This is a genomic window from Paenibacillus sp. sgz302191 (genome assembly GCF_057749925.1).
In genome coordinates this window covers 1-17,474 of record NZ_JBYLHY010000040.1, presented here as the reverse complement: position 1 = coordinate 17,474, position 17,474 = coordinate 1, and the positions used below count along the sequence as shown (strand labels likewise).

Below are 17,474 nucleotides of genomic sequence, written 5' to 3'. Positions count from 1 at the left end.
GATGTTGGGCTCTGCATGGCTCAAGCATTACGTTTCGATAAAGGAGAATGGTATGAAACCAACCTCACATATAGTGGAAAGCGAGCGGCAGGACCGCGCCGTGCTTGTCAGTTTGATTACCCAGCAGCAAAAGAAGAACGAGGCACTTGCCGAGTACTCGCTGCAGGAGCTGATCAAGCTTGCCGAGACGGCCGGCGTGCTCGTACTCGATACGATGACCCAGAACAAGGAGTCTGTGGACACCAAATGGTTCATCGGCAAAGGAAAGGTCGAGGAACTGAAAGCTCTGATCGACGAGCTCGGCGGGAACACGGCGATTTTCGACCAGGAGCTGTCGGGGGCGCAGGTGCGCAACCTGGAAGCGGCGCTCGATGTGAAAATCATCGACCGTACCCAGCTGATCCTGGATATATTCGCACAGCGCGCCAAGACGCGCGAGGGCATCATCCAGGTAGAGCTGGCGCAGCTCAGCTACTTGCTGCCGAGGCTGTCGGGACAAGGCAAAAACTTGTCCAGGCTGGGCGGCGGAATCGGGACGCGGGGGCCCGGCGAAACGAAGCTGGAGACGGATCGCAGGCATATACGCGAGCGGATCGGCGAGCTGAAGGCGCAGCTTGAGGAAGTCGTGCGCCACCGCAATTTGCACCGCGAACGCCGCAAGAAGACGGGCGTTTTTCAGGTTGCGCTCGTGGGCTACACGAACGCGGGCAAATCCACGCTGCTCAAGCAGCTGACGCACGCGGACGTCTATGTAGAGAACCAACTGTTCGCCACGCTGGACCCTACGTCGCGGACGATGGAGCTGCCGAGCGGCAAGGAAATCGTGCTGACCGACACGGTAGGGTTCATTCAAAACCTGCCGCACGATCTGGTCGCATCGTTCCGCGCCACGCTGGAAGAGGCGAACGAAGCGGATCTGATTTTGCACGTTGTCGACAGCCAGGCCGAAATGCGCAGCGAGCAAATGCGCGTCGTCTCGGAGGTACTAGAAGAGCTTGGAGCGCACCAAAAAGAGCAGCTTACGGTTTTTAACAAAATCGATCTTTGCTCGCCACAGGAGCGGGATATGCTGACGACCGAAGGCGATTTTTTGAAAATTTCCGCTTATGACGAAGCGGATTTGGAACGGCTGCGCCTTGCCGTGCAGGAGAAGCTGATGGGCGAGAACAAGCTGTTCCGCATTCCGGCCGACAAAGGGGATATGATTTCGCTCGTCTACCGGATCGGCGACGTTATCCGCAACGAAGTCGACGGCGAAGATATGGTGTTTCAAGTTCGCGTGAACAAAGACGATTACGAGAAAATGGGTTACTTGCTGGCCGCTTTCGACGAGCAGCGCGTTCAGCAGGAAGAACAGGGAGAGAGCTTCTAGGCATGCAATTCGGGGAAAACATCTTGGCGCTGATGGAACGTGCCGAGCGCACAATCGAGCCGGCGTTCCGCAGCATTGAAAAAACGATCGATCTGAATCAATGGAAAGTGATCCGCGCTTTTCAAAAGCATCAGGTAAGCGACTATCACTTCGCATCTTCGACGGGCTACGGCTATAACGACCGCGGGCGGGAAGTGCTCGATCTCGTCTATGCGGACGCACTGGGGGCCGAGGCGGCGCTCGTGCGGCCGCATTTCGTATCGGGCACGCATACGATCGGCACTGCGCTGTTCGGCGTGCTGCGCCCCGGCGATCACCTGCTTTACATAACAGGCAAGCCTTACGATACGCTGCATAAAGTGATCGGCAAGCCGGGCGACGGCACCGGCTCGCTGCAGGACTGGGGCATCGCGTACAGCGAGGTTGCCCTCCTGTCGGACGGCTCGCCGGACTGGCCGGGCATCGCGAAAGCGATCAGGCCGAACACCAAGGTGGTCGGCATTCAACGTTCGCGCGGCTACGATCCGCGGCCGTCGTTCACGGTGGAACAAATCGGGGAGATGGTCCGATTTGTGAAAGAGGCGAGCCCCGAGACGATCGTGTTCGTCGACAACTGCTACGGCGAGTTCACCGAGCCGCAGGAACCGACGCAAGCCGGCGCCGATCTGATGGCCGGCTCGCTGATCAAAAACCCCGGCGGCGGCATCGCCCCGTCCGGGGGCTACATCGCCGGGCGGCGCGACCTTGTCGAGCTCGCCGCCTACCGCTTGACCGCCCCAGGCATCGGGGGCGAGGTGGGGGCCATGCTCGGCGCGACGCGAGCCATGTTTCAAGGGCTGTTCCTTGCCCCGCACCTGGTGGGGCAAGCGGTCAAGGGCTCGGTCTTCGCAGCAGCGCTGTTCGAAGATCTCGGCTTTGAAAGCCGTCCGCTCTGGCACGAGCCGCGCACGGATCTGATTCAAGCGATCCGCTTCACGTCCGCGGAGCATCTGATCACTTTCGTGCAGGGCATCCAGAAAGCGGCCGCCGTCGATGCGCATGTCGTCCCGGAGCCCTGGGACATGCCCGGCTACGAGCATCCGGTCATTATGGCCGCCGGCACGTTTATTCAAGGCGGCAGCCTGGAGCTGTCCGCGGACGCTCCGATCCGCGAGCCCTACATCGCCTATATGCAGGGCGGTCTGACTTACTCGCACTGCAAATTGGGCGTGTTGACGGCCATCCAGCATATGGCGGACAAGGGTTTAATTTGAAAAATAGGACTGTAAACAAACCTAACACTCCTTGACATGTTTTTGCAACGAAGGTACAATGAGATTAGGACTTACTTACTCAGGAGTGATTAGGATGACTGATGAAATTCGCAGAAATATGGCGCTTTTCCCGATTGGCATCGTCATGAAACTTACCGATTTGACAGCGAGGCAAATCCGTTACTACGAACAGCATGAGCTTGTTATACCTGCCAGAACTTCAGGCAATCAAAGGCTTTACTCTTTTAACGATGTGGAGAGATTGTTGGAGATCAAAGATTTGATCGAGAAAGGCGTTAACATCGCCGGAATTAAACAGGTGCTTTTGCCGGTTTCCAAAGATTCCGAGGATGCAACCATCATCAACGAGCACACGGAAGTGAAGCGCAAGGAGCTTACCGATTCCCAACTGCACAAAATGCTGAAGCAGCAGTTGATCGGAGGCGGAAAACGTCCGGGTCAAGTGTCACTGATTCAAGGCGAATTGTCCCGATTTTTTCATTAAATAGCGTCATAATAACGAGAGGAGCATGGCCGTGGGTTACAACACCAATTACACGAAAGAAGACATTTTACGCATCGCCGAAGAGGAGAACGTTCGTTTCATCCGTCTGCAATTCACCGATTTGATGGGCAGCGTGAAAAACGTGGAAATTCCGCGCAGCCAGCTGGAAAAAGCGCTTGACAACAAAATGATGTTCGACGGTTCTTCCATCGAAGGCTATGTCCGTATCGAAGAATCTGACATGTACTTGTACCCTGACTTGAGCACTTGGGTCATTTTCCCATGGGTTACGGAAGGCAAAGTAGCGCGCCTGATTTGCGATATTTACCTTCCTGACGGCAGGCCGTTCCCGGGTGACCCGCGCGGCATTTTGAAAAACGCTCTGAAGCAGGCCAAAGAAATGGGCTACACGGCTATGAACGTTGGACCGGAACCGGAGTTCTTCCTGTTCAAAACCGACGACAAAGGCAACCCGACGATGGAGCTGAACGACCAAGGCGGTTACTTCGATCTCGCCCCGATGGATTTGGGCGAAAACTGCCGCCGCGATATCGTGCTTACTTTGGAAGAAATGGGCTTTGAAATCGAAGCTTCCCATCATGAAGTAGCGCCGGGACAGCACGAAATCGATTTCAAATATGCGGATGCGATTAAAGCAGCCGACCAAATTCAAACTTTTAAACTCGTTGTAAAAACGGTTGCAAGACAGCACGGGCTGCACGCCACGTTCATGCCGAAACCGCTTTTCGGAATGAACGGCTCAGGCATGCACTGCCATCAGTCGCTTTTTAAAGACGACGTTAACGTGTTCTATGACGAGAATGATAAGTTAGGTTTAAGTCAAGTAGCCAGACACTATATGGCAGGTGTACTTCGTCATGCCCGCTCTTTTGCGGCTATCACGAATCCTACCGTTAACTCGTATAAACGCCTTGTGCCAGGCTATGAAGCGCCATGTTACGTAGCATGGTCCGCAAGCAACCGCAGTCCGATGATTCGTATTCCGGCTTCCCGCGGTTTAAGCACGCGCGTTGAAGTCCGCAACCCGGACCCTGCGGCCAACCCGTATCTTGCCCTTGCCGTTATGCTTGCAGCCGGTCTTGACGGCATCAAGAACAAAATGCAGCTTCCGCCGCCAACCGACCGCAACATTTACGTGATGACGGAAGAGGAAAGAGAAGAGCAAGGAATTCCAAGCTTGCCAGTGAACCTGAAGACCGCGCTGGACGAACTGATCCGCGACGAAGTCATTTGCGACGTACTCGGCGAGCACGCCCTTGCTCATTTCTATGAACTGAAAGAAATTGAATGGGATATGTATCGTACGCAAGTACATCCTTGGGAAAGAGATCAGTACTTGTCGTTATATTAAAAGTTGAAACCATGATTTTTAAAGGGTTTTGAGGGGGATGGCGTTGCGGCGGGCATACCGAAATTAATTAGTTTTTTTCGGAAATGCCCCCGGAACGCCCCCCCAAAAAAAAATTCCCTGGCCTGCTTCTCTAAGACCTCATTTATTTTGGTCTTACAGTCGGCATGACTGCATCTCATTGACAAGTCTTGTGTTGATTTTGATGATTCTTTCCTATCGCAATGTCTTTGTTTCCCCAAAAGTCCCCCATCATTGTTCCCTAGAAATCAAGTGTCTCATCGATTCCCGATCATTTTAATGTTGTAGTTTCCATTGCTTCCACCGCTTTCCATTTCATCCTAAAGTAACTAGTGAGCATATCTTATATACGCTCGCGCGTTTCATTGTCTATCGGTTTGCCGTCAAATGTGACTGGGAGATCCTCTTTTAGGATTTGCAGGTGTTTCGGCGTTAAAAAACGATCCCCCACTAACCAAGTGGCTGTGGGGGAGCAAAACGAAATGTATTAAACCGGATCAACTGTGCCAAAAATCCTGACTGGCACTTCTCCATGACTGTAGTACTCAACATGATAAGTGCCAGGTTTTAGAGTAACGTATACCGAGCGTCTTTGGCTTCCGCTCCATGAAAAGTATCGAGTACCCGATGAATCATTCTCATTGACTAACCTGTACTCAACCTCTTCGACATCGTAACTGCTGTCGTATGTGCGTTGCTGAACATCAAACAAGTAAGTACGGGTGGAGTTGACCGTAAAATACCCATTACGAAACGTACTCACCCATCCGTCATTTTCTGTCAGGTAATTGTGATTAAACCACATCGAATCATACACGACTGCTTGCAGTTGAGCTGATTGTACTTCCTTTGATGTTGATTCTGCTGCCGAAGCCGTAACCGCAGGAAGCGTAGTGCTAGAAGCCAAGATACCAGTAGTAAGTGCAACAGCTAACAGACCATTAAAAACTTTTTTACTCATTCCTAAGTTCCTCCTATAAATACAAAATAATTACAATAATAATTGTAATATATATTGCACAACTTGTGAATTAAAATTTACTAATTTTGGAGGAAATAGTCCTGTTTGGATTTTTTCCAAGCCTCTTCAATCTGGTTGAACCTATATTTAAGTCCCTTTGTTGAAAAAAAATCCAATAATTTAAAAAACATGATACTCTTAAACTATCAAACTTATAGAGGTGGATACGATGAGCACGATTTCTTTAAGCAAGCAAAAACTGGGAATCGTTTTGGAAAAGAAACAATTGTCGAGCGTGGTGGCCAAAGTAGCGTTGGTGCTGGACATATCCGGTTCGATGAGGCTGCTCTACAAAAACGGTACGGTTCAGAAAGTAGTCGAAAAAATATTGGCTGTCGCCAGCAGGCTGGACGATGACGGTGTGTTGGACATCTGGGTATACGACCACAAATTCAGCAGGCTGCCCTCTGTCAGCGAGGAAGATTTCGAAGGTTACGTCAACAAGCATGTGCTTGAAAACCAGAACATATCCAAGTTCGGCCGCAACGATGAGTCGCCGGTCATGAGAGATGTGATAAAAAAATATACCGTGGAAGAAAAGAGCAATGTTCCCTCTTTCATTATTTTTATTAATGACGGCGGGGTGAAGAGGGGGACGGGAGATACGATCGACAAGGCGATCATTGAATCTTCGAACCTTCCATTATTTTGGCAGTTTGTCGGTGTTGGCAATTCCGATTTCGGAGTGTTGAAAAAGCTGGATACTATCGAAGGCAGAGTCGTCGACAATGCGAACTTTTTTCAAATTACGGATATTGAAAAAACGAACGATGAAGAGCTGTATGAAAATTTATTGAATGAATTCCCTTTGTGGATAAGAGAAGCAAAAGATAAAGGGATATTATAACAAATTGATCATCTCCCGGGTTGTGAAAGCCTTGATTGATGGCGCCTAAAGGGCAAGAAATGGATTGGGGAACGCCAACGAAACGAGATTTAATTCTTTAAATTTTCCCTGGTTACTGGTTTCAACCGTGAAATGTCATATCCTATCTTACCAATAATATCGAGCCCGTCCTGGAATTCTATAGCGTTTTTTCCAGTCCGCCCATTTTCCAAACCATGCAAAATAAAAGCTCTAATCGTTCTTGGATTATGTAAATTATATTTTTCAATTATGTTGGTATCTTTATTTTTTAAGGATGTACCGACTAATAGTGGATTTCCTGTAATTGGATCATCCCAAGTACAAAAAAAGAATGTGCATGTTATATTTTTTAGGACTTTTAAAGATATTTTAAGAGAAATATTACTCAACTGTTGATTATACTTCTGGTCAATCACATATAGGTATTCATTTTCGCCTACAATTATTTTTCTTGTCTTGTTCTTCAAGATCTTTGTACCTCTCGAATCAGTTTCGGTCCAAGTAAAAGGGATAGTAGCTATAAGAAATCGAATTGCAGTTCCGGAGTTCGATCGGTATTTTAAAAGCGAAAAACCACCTTAAAGGTGGTTTTTTGTACTTACATGTCGCGGAACAGGCCGATAACGCGGCCAAGGATGGTTACGTTTTTCAGAAGAATCGGCTGGAGGGCCGAATTCTCCGGCTGCAGACGGATGTGATCCCGTTCTTTGTAAAAACGTTTTACCGTTGCTTCGTCATCTTCGGTCATGGCGACGACGATATCGCCGTTGTCGGCGGTTTGCTGCTGCTTGACAATAACATAGTCGCCATTATGTATGCCGGCTTCGATCATACTGTCGCCGGATACGCTGAGCATGAACACGTTGTTGTCGCCGACGAGGTGGGACGGGAGGGGGAAGTAGTCTTCGATGTTCTCCGTTGCCGTAATCGGTACGCCGGCCGTTACTTTGCCGACTAACGGGACGCGCGCCACGGATAAAGCGAAGTTGCTCTCCGCTCCGTCGAGACCTAAAATTTCAATAGCTCTCGGTTTGGTCGGATCGCGGCGGATCAAGCCTTTCTTCTCCAGACGTTCCAGATGCCCGTGCACGGTCGAACTGGAGGCCAGTCCGACGGCTTCGCCGATTTCCCGAACGGAAGGCGGGTAGCCCTTATCTTTCACTTCGTTCTTAATAAACTCCAAAATTGCTTGTTGGCGTTGGGATATTTTACTCAATAGTTATCACTCCATCTATGAAAAAATCATTAACCAAATTATAACACAGAACCGGAGTTCGTACAAACATAAGTTCGAAGATTTATTGACACAAACGTTTGTTCGTGATATTCTGATTTCAGAACAAATGTTTGGGGGATGAATGTTATGTACATTGCATATTCAGAAGGAAGCAACTCACGGCAACTTCATGCAAGACCAGCGACAGCGAGAACTACGACACGTTCGGATCGTTTCCATCGGTTCTTCGGTTTGACGAAGCGATCTTTGAAATTCATTTTGCTTGCTGCCGCGCTTCTTGCCGTGTTTTCTTTTGGCGCAATCGTACAAGCTTACGCAGGAGATGGCGCGAACGCCGCTTCCACCCGGTCGCCTGAGCCCATTCATGAATCCGTACAAATCCCAAACCATCTTATCGTTGAACGCGGCGATACGCTCTGGTCTATAGCTTCATCCCGAATAAGCGAAGGTCAGGATATTCGTTCGTATATGAATAAAGTTAAGAAATTGAACAAACTTACTTCCACGTACCTTTATGAAGGGCAAATCTTGCTGCTGCCTTAATGCCTGGCATTTATATCGGACCCCTGGCCGTATTATTTAGTTTCGGCGGTCAACGATACCTCCAATTTCATTCCTAAGTGAAATGAGACATATTCGTTCATGTTCGATTCGGATTTTCTGAATCAAGCTCATTTGCCGACTAAGTTACTTGCCTTAGTCTTTTTTTGCGTGCAATTGCCTTGACATTCGGGTAGCGGAATGGCAAAGTAGTAGTCAGACTGAGTAATGGCAGGGAGGACTATCATGAGCGATAATATGGACCAGAACATAGAGAGAATCAACGAACTTGCCCGCAAAGCGAAAACAGTTGGCTTAACGGATGAAGAAATTGATGAGCGCAACGAGTTGAGAAAAAAATATATCCAAGCGTTCCGCTCCTCTCTTAAGGTACAGTTGGATTCTATCAAGTTTGCCGATGAAGAAGAGAAGTAAAGCAACAACATTTATAGATGCATTCAAAGGGGAAATGTAACGATGCCGCTCAAGGCTGTGCTGTTTGATTTGGATGATACGCTGTTATGGGACGATCGCAGCGTGAAGGAAGCTTTTGAAGCAACATGCGAGGAAGCGGCCAAACATTACGCTTCGATCAAGCCGAATGAATTGGAAGAGGCCGTGCGCAAGGAGGCCAGAGCGCTTTACGAATCTTACGAAACGTTCCCATTCACGAAAATGATCGGCATTAATCCGTTTGAAGGGCTGTGGGCTCATTTTACCCAGGGAGAACATGAGCATTTTCGCAAGCTGGAACAGTTGGCTCCGGGCTATCGGACGGAGTCTTGGACAAGAGGACTTCAGGCGCTCGGTATTGAGGACAAGGAACTTGGCTACAAATTAGGCGAAATGTTCCCGGCCGAACGCCGCCGCCGTCCTCTCGTTTACGAAGAGACGTTTCAAGTACTGGATGCGCTGAAAGGCAATTACAAGCTGCTGCTGCTGACGAACGGTTCTCCCGATTTGCAGATGGAAAAGTTGGCCGGAGTGCCCGATATTGCACCTTATTTTGATCATATCGTTATTTCCGGAGCGTTTGGGGAAGGGAAGCCGGCGGTTTCGATTTTCCGGCATGCGATGGAGCTTCTGGGTATTGAAGCTTCCGAAGGCATCATGATCGGGGACAAGCTGACTACGGATATTCTCGGCTCGGGAAGCGTAGGCATGCGCAATATTTGGATTAATCATCACGGGCTGCAGCGCGGCGACGAAATCGTTCCTGCTTTTGAAGTATCCCGACTGCAAGAAATTTTGCCGATTATTGCGAACAGCCGGTAAAATTGCAAACAAAAGCCCAACGGCTGGGGAATCGAATCCTCGGATCGTTGGGCTTTTGGGTTCTTTATGAAAGGATCAGGCCTTTGCAAACTCCGGGTCGTCAACGTTGTAGGCGATCCAGCCGTCTTTTTCGATGAAGAGGCGTACCGCTACGATTTGACGGTTATCCATCAGCGTAAAGAAGTGGTTCGTATTTTCCGGTACGGAAATAACGTCTCCGGCTTCAAGCTCGACGTCAAAGTAGCCGACTTCGTCTTCCGATTTAATAATGAAGATGCCTCGTCCTGCTACGATTGCACGGATTTCATCTTCAGTGTGCGTGTGAACCTGTTCGAATTTTTTGAGCAGTTCCTCGATGTTTGGCGTAGCGTCGGACAAGGAAATGACATCCCAAATTTCGTAACCGCGTCTTGCGGCAAGATCGCGAATTTCTTCGTCATAAATGCTCAAAATTTGCGCTTTTTCTTCGTCGCTCAGGGCGAATTTTTCGCGAAGCGCTTCAGGAAGCTTGGAAGTATCCCAGTGTTCGTACACGACGTTGTGGCTATCCAAGAAGGCTTTTACCTGTTCTTCACCTTCGATGCGTTCATTAGTGTTGCGAATTCGAATTTGTGCCAACGTACATCCCTCTTTCCAATAAAATATACTTGTATTATAGATGAAATGTTGACTCATGTCGATGAATTTGCATAAAAAAATCCTACATACCCCATAGGAATTATTGATAAATAGAAATCTTTTCATAGCAGCGCTATTCTGTTACACTAAATGTTAACGAATTTATCGATAAAGTTGGGTTGTTTCAGCTTTAGGTCAAGTTGAGAGGGAGTCATGCCATGATCAAACCACCGATTCAAGAGCAGCTTAAGAAAAAAATAATGATCCTTGACGGCGCAATGGGCACCATGCTTCAACAGGAGAATTTGACACCCGATGACTTCGGAGGCGAAGAACTGGACGGCTGTAATGAAATTCTTGCCATCACGCGCCCCGACGTTTTGCGGAAAATTCATGAAGCTTACTTTGCGGCGGGCGCCGATATGATAGAAACGAATACGTTCGGTTCGACCAGCGTCGTTTTGGCCGAGTACGATTTGCAGGACCGTCACCGGGAAATCAATTTGGCCGCGGCTAAGCTGGCGATTGAGGCTGCGAATAAATACTCGACTCCGGAGTGGCCGAGATACGTAATCGGGGCGATGGGGCCGACGACCAAAACATTGTCCGTCACCGGCGGCGTAACGTTCGAAGCACTGGAGGAGAGTTACTACCAGCAGGCGCTTGCGCTGGTGGAAGCCGGCGTCGATGCGCTGCTCCTCGAAACATCGCAAGATACGCTGAACGTGAAAGCCGGAAGCATCGGCATCCGCAGAGCTTTTGAAACGCTGGGCGTCAAGCTGCCGATCATGATTTCAGGAACGATCGAACCGATGGGAACTACGTTGGCCGGACAAAACATCGAGTCCTTCTATATATCTTTGGAACATCTGAAGCCGGTTTCGATCGGGCTGAACTGTGCGACCGGTCCGGAGTTTATGCGCGACCATATTCGAACGCTGTCCGAAATTGCGGAAACGGCGATCAGCTGTTATCCGAATGCGGGGCTGCCGGACGAGAACGGACATTATCACGAATCCCCCGAGTCACTCGCGAAAAAGATGGCCGGCTTTGCCGAACAAGGCTGGCTCAATATCGCCGGCGGCTGCTGCGGAACGACGCCAGATCATATTCGCGCGCTGGCGGAAACTTTGGGCAAGTATGCGCCCAGAACGAGCTACGGCACACATCCGCCTGCGGTATCCGGCATTGAAACGGTCTATATCGAGCCGGAAAACCGTCCGATTATGGTCGGCGAACGCACGAACATTTCCGGTTCCCGCAAATTCAAACGACTTATTAAGGAAGGCAAGTTTGAAGAAGGATCGGAAATCGCCCGCAACCAGGTGAAAAACGGCGCGCACGTCATCGATATCAACTTACAGGATACGGATATCGACGAAGCTTACGCCGTCGAGCAATTTATGCAGCAAGTGGTAAAAAAAGTAAAAGTCCCGCTCATGCTGGACTCTACGTACGATCATATTATCGAGCTCGGCTTAAAATACTCGCAAGGCAAAGCGATTATCAACTCCATTAACCTGGAGGACGGCGAGACGAAGTTCCAAAATATTTTGCCACTGATCCATAGATACGGAGCCGCGGTTGTCTGCATTTTGATCGACGAGCGCGGACAGGCGGTTTCGCGCGAAGCGAAGATGGAAGTGGCTACGCGGTCTTATGAGCTTTTGACCGGGAAGTATGAAATGAATCCGGAAGACATTATTTTTGACCCGAACATGTTCCCGATCGGCTCCGGCGATCCGCAATACATCGGTTCAGCCGTCGAGACGATCGAAGGTATCCGGATGATCAAGGAAAAATACCCGGCCTGCAAAACGATTCTCGGGCTCAGCAACATTTCGTTCGGTTTGCCGGATGCGGGGCGCGAGGTGCTGAACTCGGTTTATTTGTACCACTGCACCAAGGCCGGTTTGGATTACGCGATTGTCAATACGGAGAAGCTGGAACGCTACGCCTCCATTCCGGAAGCCGAGCGCCAGCTCGCCGAAGAACTGATCTACAATACGAACGATGAGACGCTTGCACAGTTCGTCGCGCATTTCCGCGAGAAGAAAGTCGAGAAAAAAGAAAAAATTTCGAACCTCTCTTTGGAAGAGCGTCTTGGCTCTTATGTCGTCGAAGGCACGAAGGAAGGGCTCGTTCCCGATCTGGAAGAAGCGCTTAAAACGTACACACCGCTTGAAGTCATCAACGGGCCTCTGATGAAAGGCATGGAGCAGGTCGGCCGGCTGTTCAACAACAATGAGCTGATCGTTGCCGAGGTGCTGCAAAGCGCTGAAGTGATGAAAGCGTCGGTTTCGTTTTTGGAGCCTTTCATGGAGAAGTCGGAATCCGCCGTCAAAGGGAAAATCATTCTGGCTACGGTAAAAGGCGACGTGCATGATATCGGGAAAAATCTGGTCGAGATCATTCTCTCGAACAACGGCTACCAGATCGTCAATCTGGGTATTAAAGTGCCGCCAGAGCAGCTGATTGAGGCGTACCGCAAAGAGAAGCCGGATGCGATCGGTTTGTCGGGTCTGCTCGTCAAATCGGCGCAGCAGATGGTCGTTACCGCGCAGGATTTGCGCAACGCCGGCGTCGATGTGCCGATTCTTGTCGGGGGCGCGGCGCTGACCCGGAAGTTCACGAAAACGAGAATCGCCCCGGAATACGAGGGTTTGGTGCTGTATGCGAAGGATGCAATGGATGGGCTCGATATCGCCAACCGTTTGAGCGACCCGGAGCAGCGCAAGCGTCTCGTCCAGGAGCTGAGAGAAAGCAAGGAGTCCGACGTCAAAGAGTCCGGCAAAAAGGAAGAGCAGCTGCCGAAGCTTACCCGCGTCAAATCGTCCGGCGTCTCCAGGGACGTTCCGGTGCATGTGCCGCCTGATCTGGATCGCCATGTGCTGCGGGATTACCCGATCGGCCATGTCATGCCTTATGTGAACATGCAGATGCTGCTCGGTCATCACCTCGGGCTTAAAGGCAAGGTGGAGCAGCTGCTCGGCAATAAAGACGCCAAAGCGATGCAGTTGAAAGATACGGTCGATTCTATCTTATATGCGGCGCAAAAAGAAGGAATCATCAAGACGCACGGCATGTACCGGTTCTTTCCGGCGCAGTCGAGCGGCGACGATGTGATTGTATACGACCCGCAGGATCACAGCAAAGTGCTTGAAACGTTTACGTTCCCGCGGCAGGATACCGAGCCGTTCCTCTGTCTGGCCGACTACCTCAAGCCGGTGGAGAGCGGACAGATGGATTACATCGGCTTCCTCCTCGTCACCGCAGGCCACGGCATTAACGACCTGGCCAAAGAGTGGCGGGACAAAGGGGACTACCTGAAATCGCACGCGCTGCAGGCGACCGCTTTGGAGGTCGCGGAAGGTTTTGCCGAGCGGATTCATCATATCATGCGCGATGTGTGGGGTATTCCCGACGCGCCGCAAATGACGATGCAGGAGCGTTTTGGCGCGAAGTACACCGGACAGCGGTTCTCCTTCGGCTATCCGGCGTGTCCGAATCTCGAAGACCAGGCGAAGCTGTTCGCTCTGCTGCGTCCGGAAGATATCGGCGTCGAGCTGACCGAATCGTTCATGATGGAGCCCGAGGCTTCCGTCTCGGCTGTCGTGTTCGCGCATCCGGAGGCGCGCTACTTTAACGTAGACAAGAGCTGATCTCACGTTCGCTCATTTTAAGCGAGGCGGTTTGTTCGAACCGGAATCCGGTTCGGCGGCTGTCTCGCTTTTTTTGCGGCTCCAAAGCGGCGGCTTCCTGGCAGGCGTTTGACTTCCGGCCGTCATTGCATTAGGATTTTCTGGAAAGAAGTTTGCCAATCCAAATTAATTTTTTCGCAGAATGGAGCTTAATTCGTGGAGTTATATTTTTTAGGCACTGGGGCAGGGATGCCGTCCAAGCAGCGCAATGTCACTTCGATCGCGCTCAACCTGCTTGACGAGCGGGGATTTTACTGGCTGTTCGACTGCGGCGAAGGGAGCCAGCATCAAATTTTGCATTCGCCGGTCAAGTTGGGGCGTACCGAAAAGCTGTTTATTACGCACCTTCACGGCGACCATATTTACGGCATTCCCGGTATGCTGACCAGCCGTTCATATTTGGGCGGAGACACGCCCTTGACGGTTTACGGGCCGCAAGGCATCAAAAGCTTTATCGAAACCGCGCTTTCCGTGAGCCAGGCCCATCTCGGCTATGCTTTGCAGATCGTGGAAATCGGGGAAGAGGGCGTGCTTTTCGAGGACGACTCGTTCATTGTCGAGACCGCGCGGCTTGAGCATAGAGTGGAAAGCTTCGGTTTCCGCGTCATTGAAAAGGATCAGCCCGGCAAGCTGATGCTTGACAAACTATCGGAGCTTGGTGTGCCCGCCGGTCCCCTGTACGGCCAGCTCAAGAAAGGCCAAACCGTGCAGCTCGAGGACGGGCGCGTCCTGCATGGCGGTGATTTCGTGGGAGCGCCTATTCCGGGCCGGATCGTCGTTATTCTGGGCGATACGCGTTATTGCAGCGGAGCGATGCATTTGGCGCAGGGAGCCGACGTGCTCGTCCATGAAGCAACCTTTGCGATGGACAAGCAGGAGCTCGCCTATGCGTTTGATCACGCGACGTCGGTAGACGCAGCCCGTACGGCGGAAGAAGCGGGTGCCAAGGCGCTGATCATGACGCATATCAGCTCGCGCTACCAGGGCGAGGAGACGGGGCTGCTTCTTCAGGAAGCGCGGCAAATTCATCCGAACAGCCATATTGCAAAAGACTTTTGGAGCTTTGATATTCCGAAAAAAGCGTAGAATTTGAAAGAGCCCCTTCCATGAGACACATGGAAGAGGCTCTTTTTGCCGTGCCGCGCTATTGGCCCGATTCGTCGCGTTTTTCCGCGATAAAGCCTTGGATGCTCTCTTTTCGGCGCTCGTTTTTGGACTCGATGTCCTGCTTCTCTTCCGCGGAAATTTCATCCGCATGCGCTTCCAGATAGTCCTCGGCTTCATGCAGGTTGGCAACCGTATGATCGATAGCATTTTGCAAATGAATTTCGTTGTCCTCGCGGTTATCAGGTTTAGCCATCATCTTCCACTCCTTATGCTTAAGTTTGCCAATCCTCTTTTACGATTCCACGGCTTTGTTCAGAATATACGGGCAGTTGTGCAATTTTGCCTTATACTTTACATAAACTATGGAAAAAAGCTGTAAGAGGTGGCATTATGGATCTTTCCCCGGCAGAATTGCTCATTTCTATCTTTATGTCCACACTGATTTATGTTATGGTGATTGAAATAAACAATGCTCGCAAGGACTCTCGATAGGGAAAAAGTCGAAGCGGATTGGAGACCGCATGATCGGATTTGGAATACTGCTTGCGTTTAATTTTATCGGTTATGCTTTGCAAATGAGTCTGCACATTCCGCTTCCCGGCAATGTGATCGGGCTCGTTCTTTTTACTGCGGCTCTTTTTGCCGGGCTGATCAAGCTGGAGTGGGTGGAGGAAGCCGCGGCGCTGCTCACCAGGCATATGATGCTCTTTTTTACGCCGTTCGTTGTCGGGGTTGTCGTGTTTTTGCCGTTGATCGGTACGAATGTGCTCCCGATTGCGGGAGGAATCGTGCTGGGAACGCTGGCCGTTCTGTATGCAACAGGCTGGGTCTCCTCCAGGTTCAGGCAGAAAGAGGAGGACTTGTAATGGAAACAAGCCTGCTCCAAAACCCGCTTTTCGGTCTGACGGTAAGCGTCGTCGCCTATACGGTTGGCGTTCTGCTGCATCGGAAATGGCGGTTTATGCATCCGCTTTTCGTGTGTTCCGCTTGTATTATTGCGCTGCTGGCCGCATGCCGCATCCCATATGAGGATTACAAACGGGGCGCGGACTTTTTGACGCTGCTGCTCGGACCGGCTACCGTGGCACTGGGAGTTCCGCTGTATAAACATGCGAAGCTGATCAGGCAAAATCTCGCGCGAATTACGGTGAGCGTACTCGCCGGGGCGGTCGCGGGCATTGCTTGCAGCGCGGCCATCGTCGGCATGCTGGGCGGCAGCCGCGCCATCGTGCTGAGCATGATGCCCAAATCCGTCAGCTCGCCGATCGCAATCGAAATCGCCAGGCATTTGGGCGCGATTCCGGAGCTGACCGCGGTGCTGACGACGCTGACAGGCCTGTTTGGCAGCATGTTTGGAACGCGTCTGCTGCACTGGCTGCGCATCCGCGACGATATTTCCGTCGGAATCGCGATCGGCACTGCGTCTCACGGCATCGGAACGGCGAAAGTGCTGAAAGATTCGGAGATCCAAGGGAGTTTCAGCGGCCTGTCGATGGCGCTGTGCGGAATTTTGACTTCGCTTTTGTTCATTCCCGTTTATTGGTGGCTTCAAAAGTAAACGGTGGGATGAGTGTTTCGAGAGGGCGAGTGACGGGTTATGGAGTTAAAGTGGGGGAGACAAGGTGGCTTTGAAGGGAGAAAACCTGCGAAAATGCAGGTTTTTTTCGCAAAAGTAGCTCATTTTGGCGAAAAACCTGCGAAAGTGCAGGAATTTTCGATGAATTTGAATCTGAGCCGGTAGCGTCAAGAAGTTTGTGTAAGTCAGTAGGGTAGCTCGTCGAAATAATGGATGAACTGTTATTTTGCGAATATTCAGAACAGGTGGCTGGCGGCGGGTGTGGCCCAAGCGAAGGCGCGGGAGCCGTAACTTTTTACCATGCAACCAGAGCTTAAGAGGGATATCGCTGCTCAAACATCTTTTGTAGCTCTTCTTTCACTTGGGGATTTCCGAATCCGGTAACGACCCTTTTCCTCCACCTTTCGACGTAGTCCAGTGTTTCCAGGTACATGATCTTTTCGGCTGTTTCCATGTTCGTTAAGCTGTTCATCGGCTTTAAACGCTTGCGAAACTCCTTATTCATCCGCTCGATGGCATTGGTGGTGTAGATTTGCTTCCAGATCATCTGTGGATAGGTGTAGAAGGCAAGCAGTGTGGGCAGATTGTCTTCCCAGGATTGAATTTCTTTGGGGTACTTTTTGTTCCACTTGGCCTTTATCGTGTCAAAGGCAGCCATGGCAAGGTCACGGTCTAATGCGTTGTAGATGGTTTTGAGATCGCTTATGAATTCGTTCTTGTCTTGTACGCGAATCTTAGGGAAGGTGTTACGCATCTTGTGGACGACGCAGTGCTGTACGTCTGCTTTCGGATAAGCCTCACGAAACGCCTCTTCCAGCCCCTGTAGGCCGTCGAAGACACCTAACAAGACATCGGTTGCGCCGCGTCGCTGCAGGTCTTTAAGTACGTCACGCCAGCCATTAGAGCTCTCTTGACCACCGATGTAGAAGCCGAGAATGTCCCGGTAGCCCTCCTCGCTGATCCCCATGGCAAAATAGACGGCTTCCCCGGCGACTGTACCGCGTTTGAGCT

Annotated in this window: 18 protein-coding genes; 12 read left to right on the top strand and 6 right to left on the bottom strand. The window is 50.7% G+C overall.

Annotation, left to right across the window (positions count from 1 at the left end; translation table 11 throughout):
- Window positions 1-52: 52 nt before the first annotated feature.
- The 4 genes from hflX (at window position 53) to glnA (ending at window position 4,502) form a co-directional block, all read left to right on the top strand.
- Window positions 53-1,372 carry a GTPase HflX gene (hflX, locus tag AC3G2T_RS34335; RefSeq protein ID WP_488438261.1) on the top strand — a complete coding sequence of 440 codons (1,320 nt, stop codon included), beginning with the start codon at window positions 53-55 and terminating at the stop codon, window positions 1,370-1,372.
- A 2-nt stretch (window positions 1,373-1,374) separates the two neighbouring features.
- Entirely contained in the window at window positions 1,375-2,625 is a 1,251-nt protein-coding gene (locus AC3G2T_RS34330; RefSeq protein ID WP_488438260.1) for a methionine gamma-lyase family protein, read from the top strand.
- 94 nt (window positions 2,626-2,719) lie between these two features.
- Complete coding sequence (locus tag AC3G2T_RS34325) at window positions 2,720-3,130, top strand: MerR family transcriptional regulator (RefSeq protein ID WP_474681747.1); 411 nt, start codon at window positions 2,720-2,722, stop codon at window positions 3,128-3,130.
- A 31-nt stretch (window positions 3,131-3,161) separates the two neighbouring features.
- Window positions 3,162-4,502: a type I glutamate--ammonia ligase gene (gene glnA / locus AC3G2T_RS34320; RefSeq protein ID WP_488438259.1), complete on the top strand. Its 1,341-nt coding sequence runs from the start codon at window positions 3,162-3,164 to the stop codon at window positions 4,500-4,502.
- A gap of 505 nt (window positions 4,503-5,007) precedes the next feature.
- On the opposite strand, the gene AC3G2T_RS34315 is transcribed toward glnA, so the two are convergent.
- Window positions 5,008-5,481 (bottom strand): hypothetical protein, encoded by a 474-nt coding sequence (locus AC3G2T_RS34315; protein WP_474681745.1) that lies wholly within the window; start codon window positions 5,479-5,481, stop codon window positions 5,008-5,010.
- Window positions 5,482-5,710: 229 nt separating this feature from the next.
- Between AC3G2T_RS34315 and AC3G2T_RS34310 the strand changes: the two genes are divergently transcribed.
- The gene (locus AC3G2T_RS34310; protein WP_474681744.1) at window positions 5,711-6,388 is read left to right on the top strand and encodes a vWA domain-containing protein; all 678 of its coding nucleotides are present in this window, start codon (window positions 5,711-5,713) and stop codon (window positions 6,386-6,388) included.
- Between the two features lie 89 nt (window positions 6,389-6,477).
- On the opposite strand, the gene AC3G2T_RS34305 is transcribed toward AC3G2T_RS34310, so the two are convergent.
- Both AC3G2T_RS34305 and lexA read right to left on the bottom strand, forming a co-directional pair.
- Window positions 6,478-6,876 carry a hypothetical protein gene (locus AC3G2T_RS34305; protein WP_488438258.1) on the bottom strand — a complete coding sequence of 133 codons (399 nt, stop codon included), beginning with the start codon at window positions 6,874-6,876 and terminating at the stop codon, window positions 6,478-6,480.
- A 131-nt stretch (window positions 6,877-7,007) separates the two neighbouring features.
- Window positions 7,008-7,625, bottom strand: coding sequence for a transcriptional repressor LexA (gene lexA / locus AC3G2T_RS34300; RefSeq protein ID WP_474681742.1), 618 nt, complete (start codon window positions 7,623-7,625; stop codon window positions 7,008-7,010).
- Window positions 7,626-7,892: 267 nt separating this feature from the next.
- Between lexA and AC3G2T_RS34295 the strand changes: the two genes are divergently transcribed.
- The 3 genes from AC3G2T_RS34295 to AC3G2T_RS34285 all read left to right on the top strand — a co-directional run bounded on the left by AC3G2T_RS34295 (window position 7,893) and on the right by AC3G2T_RS34285 (window position 9,461).
- The gene (locus AC3G2T_RS34295; RefSeq protein WP_474681741.1) at window positions 7,893-8,189 is read left to right on the top strand and encodes a LysM peptidoglycan-binding domain-containing protein; all 297 of its coding nucleotides are present in this window, start codon (window positions 7,893-7,895) and stop codon (window positions 8,187-8,189) included.
- Between the two features lie 243 nt (window positions 8,190-8,432).
- Window positions 8,433-8,621 (top strand): DUF896 domain-containing protein, encoded by a 189-nt coding sequence (locus tag AC3G2T_RS34290; protein WP_474681740.1) that lies wholly within the window; start codon window positions 8,433-8,435, stop codon window positions 8,619-8,621.
- 42 nt (window positions 8,622-8,663) lie between these two features.
- On the top strand, window positions 8,664-9,461 hold the full coding sequence (locus AC3G2T_RS34285) for an HAD family hydrolase (RefSeq protein ID WP_474681739.1): 798 nt from the start codon (window positions 8,664-8,666) through the stop codon (window positions 9,459-9,461).
- Window positions 9,462-9,536: 75 nt separating this feature from the next.
- On the opposite strand, the gene AC3G2T_RS34280 is transcribed toward AC3G2T_RS34285, so the two are convergent.
- Window positions 9,537-10,079 carry a 1,2-dihydroxy-3-keto-5-methylthiopentene dioxygenase gene (locus AC3G2T_RS34280; RefSeq protein WP_474681738.1) on the bottom strand — a complete coding sequence of 181 codons (543 nt, stop codon included), beginning with the start codon at window positions 10,077-10,079 and terminating at the stop codon, window positions 9,537-9,539.
- A 218-nt stretch (window positions 10,080-10,297) separates the two neighbouring features.
- Between AC3G2T_RS34280 and metH the strand changes: the two genes are divergently transcribed.
- Both metH and rnz read left to right on the top strand, forming a co-directional pair.
- Complete coding sequence (gene metH, locus AC3G2T_RS34275) at window positions 10,298-13,741, top strand: methionine synthase (protein ID WP_488438257.1); 3,444 nt, start codon at window positions 10,298-10,300, stop codon at window positions 13,739-13,741.
- Window positions 13,742-13,936: 195 nt separating this feature from the next.
- Window positions 13,937-14,866 (top strand): ribonuclease Z, encoded by a 930-nt coding sequence (gene rnz, locus AC3G2T_RS34270; RefSeq protein WP_488438256.1) that lies wholly within the window; start codon window positions 13,937-13,939, stop codon window positions 14,864-14,866.
- A 58-nt stretch (window positions 14,867-14,924) separates the two neighbouring features.
- On the opposite strand, the gene tlp is transcribed toward rnz, so the two are convergent.
- Window positions 14,925-15,143, bottom strand: coding sequence for a small acid-soluble spore protein Tlp (gene tlp / locus AC3G2T_RS34265; protein ID WP_474681735.1), 219 nt, complete (start codon window positions 15,141-15,143; stop codon window positions 14,925-14,927).
- A 265-nt stretch (window positions 15,144-15,408) separates the two neighbouring features.
- Here tlp and AC3G2T_RS34260 point away from each other — a divergent pair, with 265 nt between their 5' ends.
- Entirely contained in the window at window positions 15,409-15,753 is a 345-nt protein-coding gene (locus tag AC3G2T_RS34260) for a CidA/LrgA family protein (RefSeq protein ID WP_488438255.1), read from the top strand.
- A complete protein-coding gene (locus AC3G2T_RS34255; RefSeq protein ID WP_474681733.1) occupies window positions 15,753-16,445 on the top strand; it encodes an LrgB family protein in 693 nt (230 codons plus the stop codon). Before AC3G2T_RS34260 ends, AC3G2T_RS34255 begins: the two co-directional genes overlap by 1 nt.
- A gap of 331 nt (window positions 16,446-16,776) precedes the next feature.
- Here the strand turns inward: AC3G2T_RS34255 and AC3G2T_RS34250 are convergent.
- Window positions 16,777-17,474 (bottom strand): IS256 family transposase (locus AC3G2T_RS34250; protein WP_488438254.1); only part of this gene is annotated, 698 nt, incomplete at its 5' end.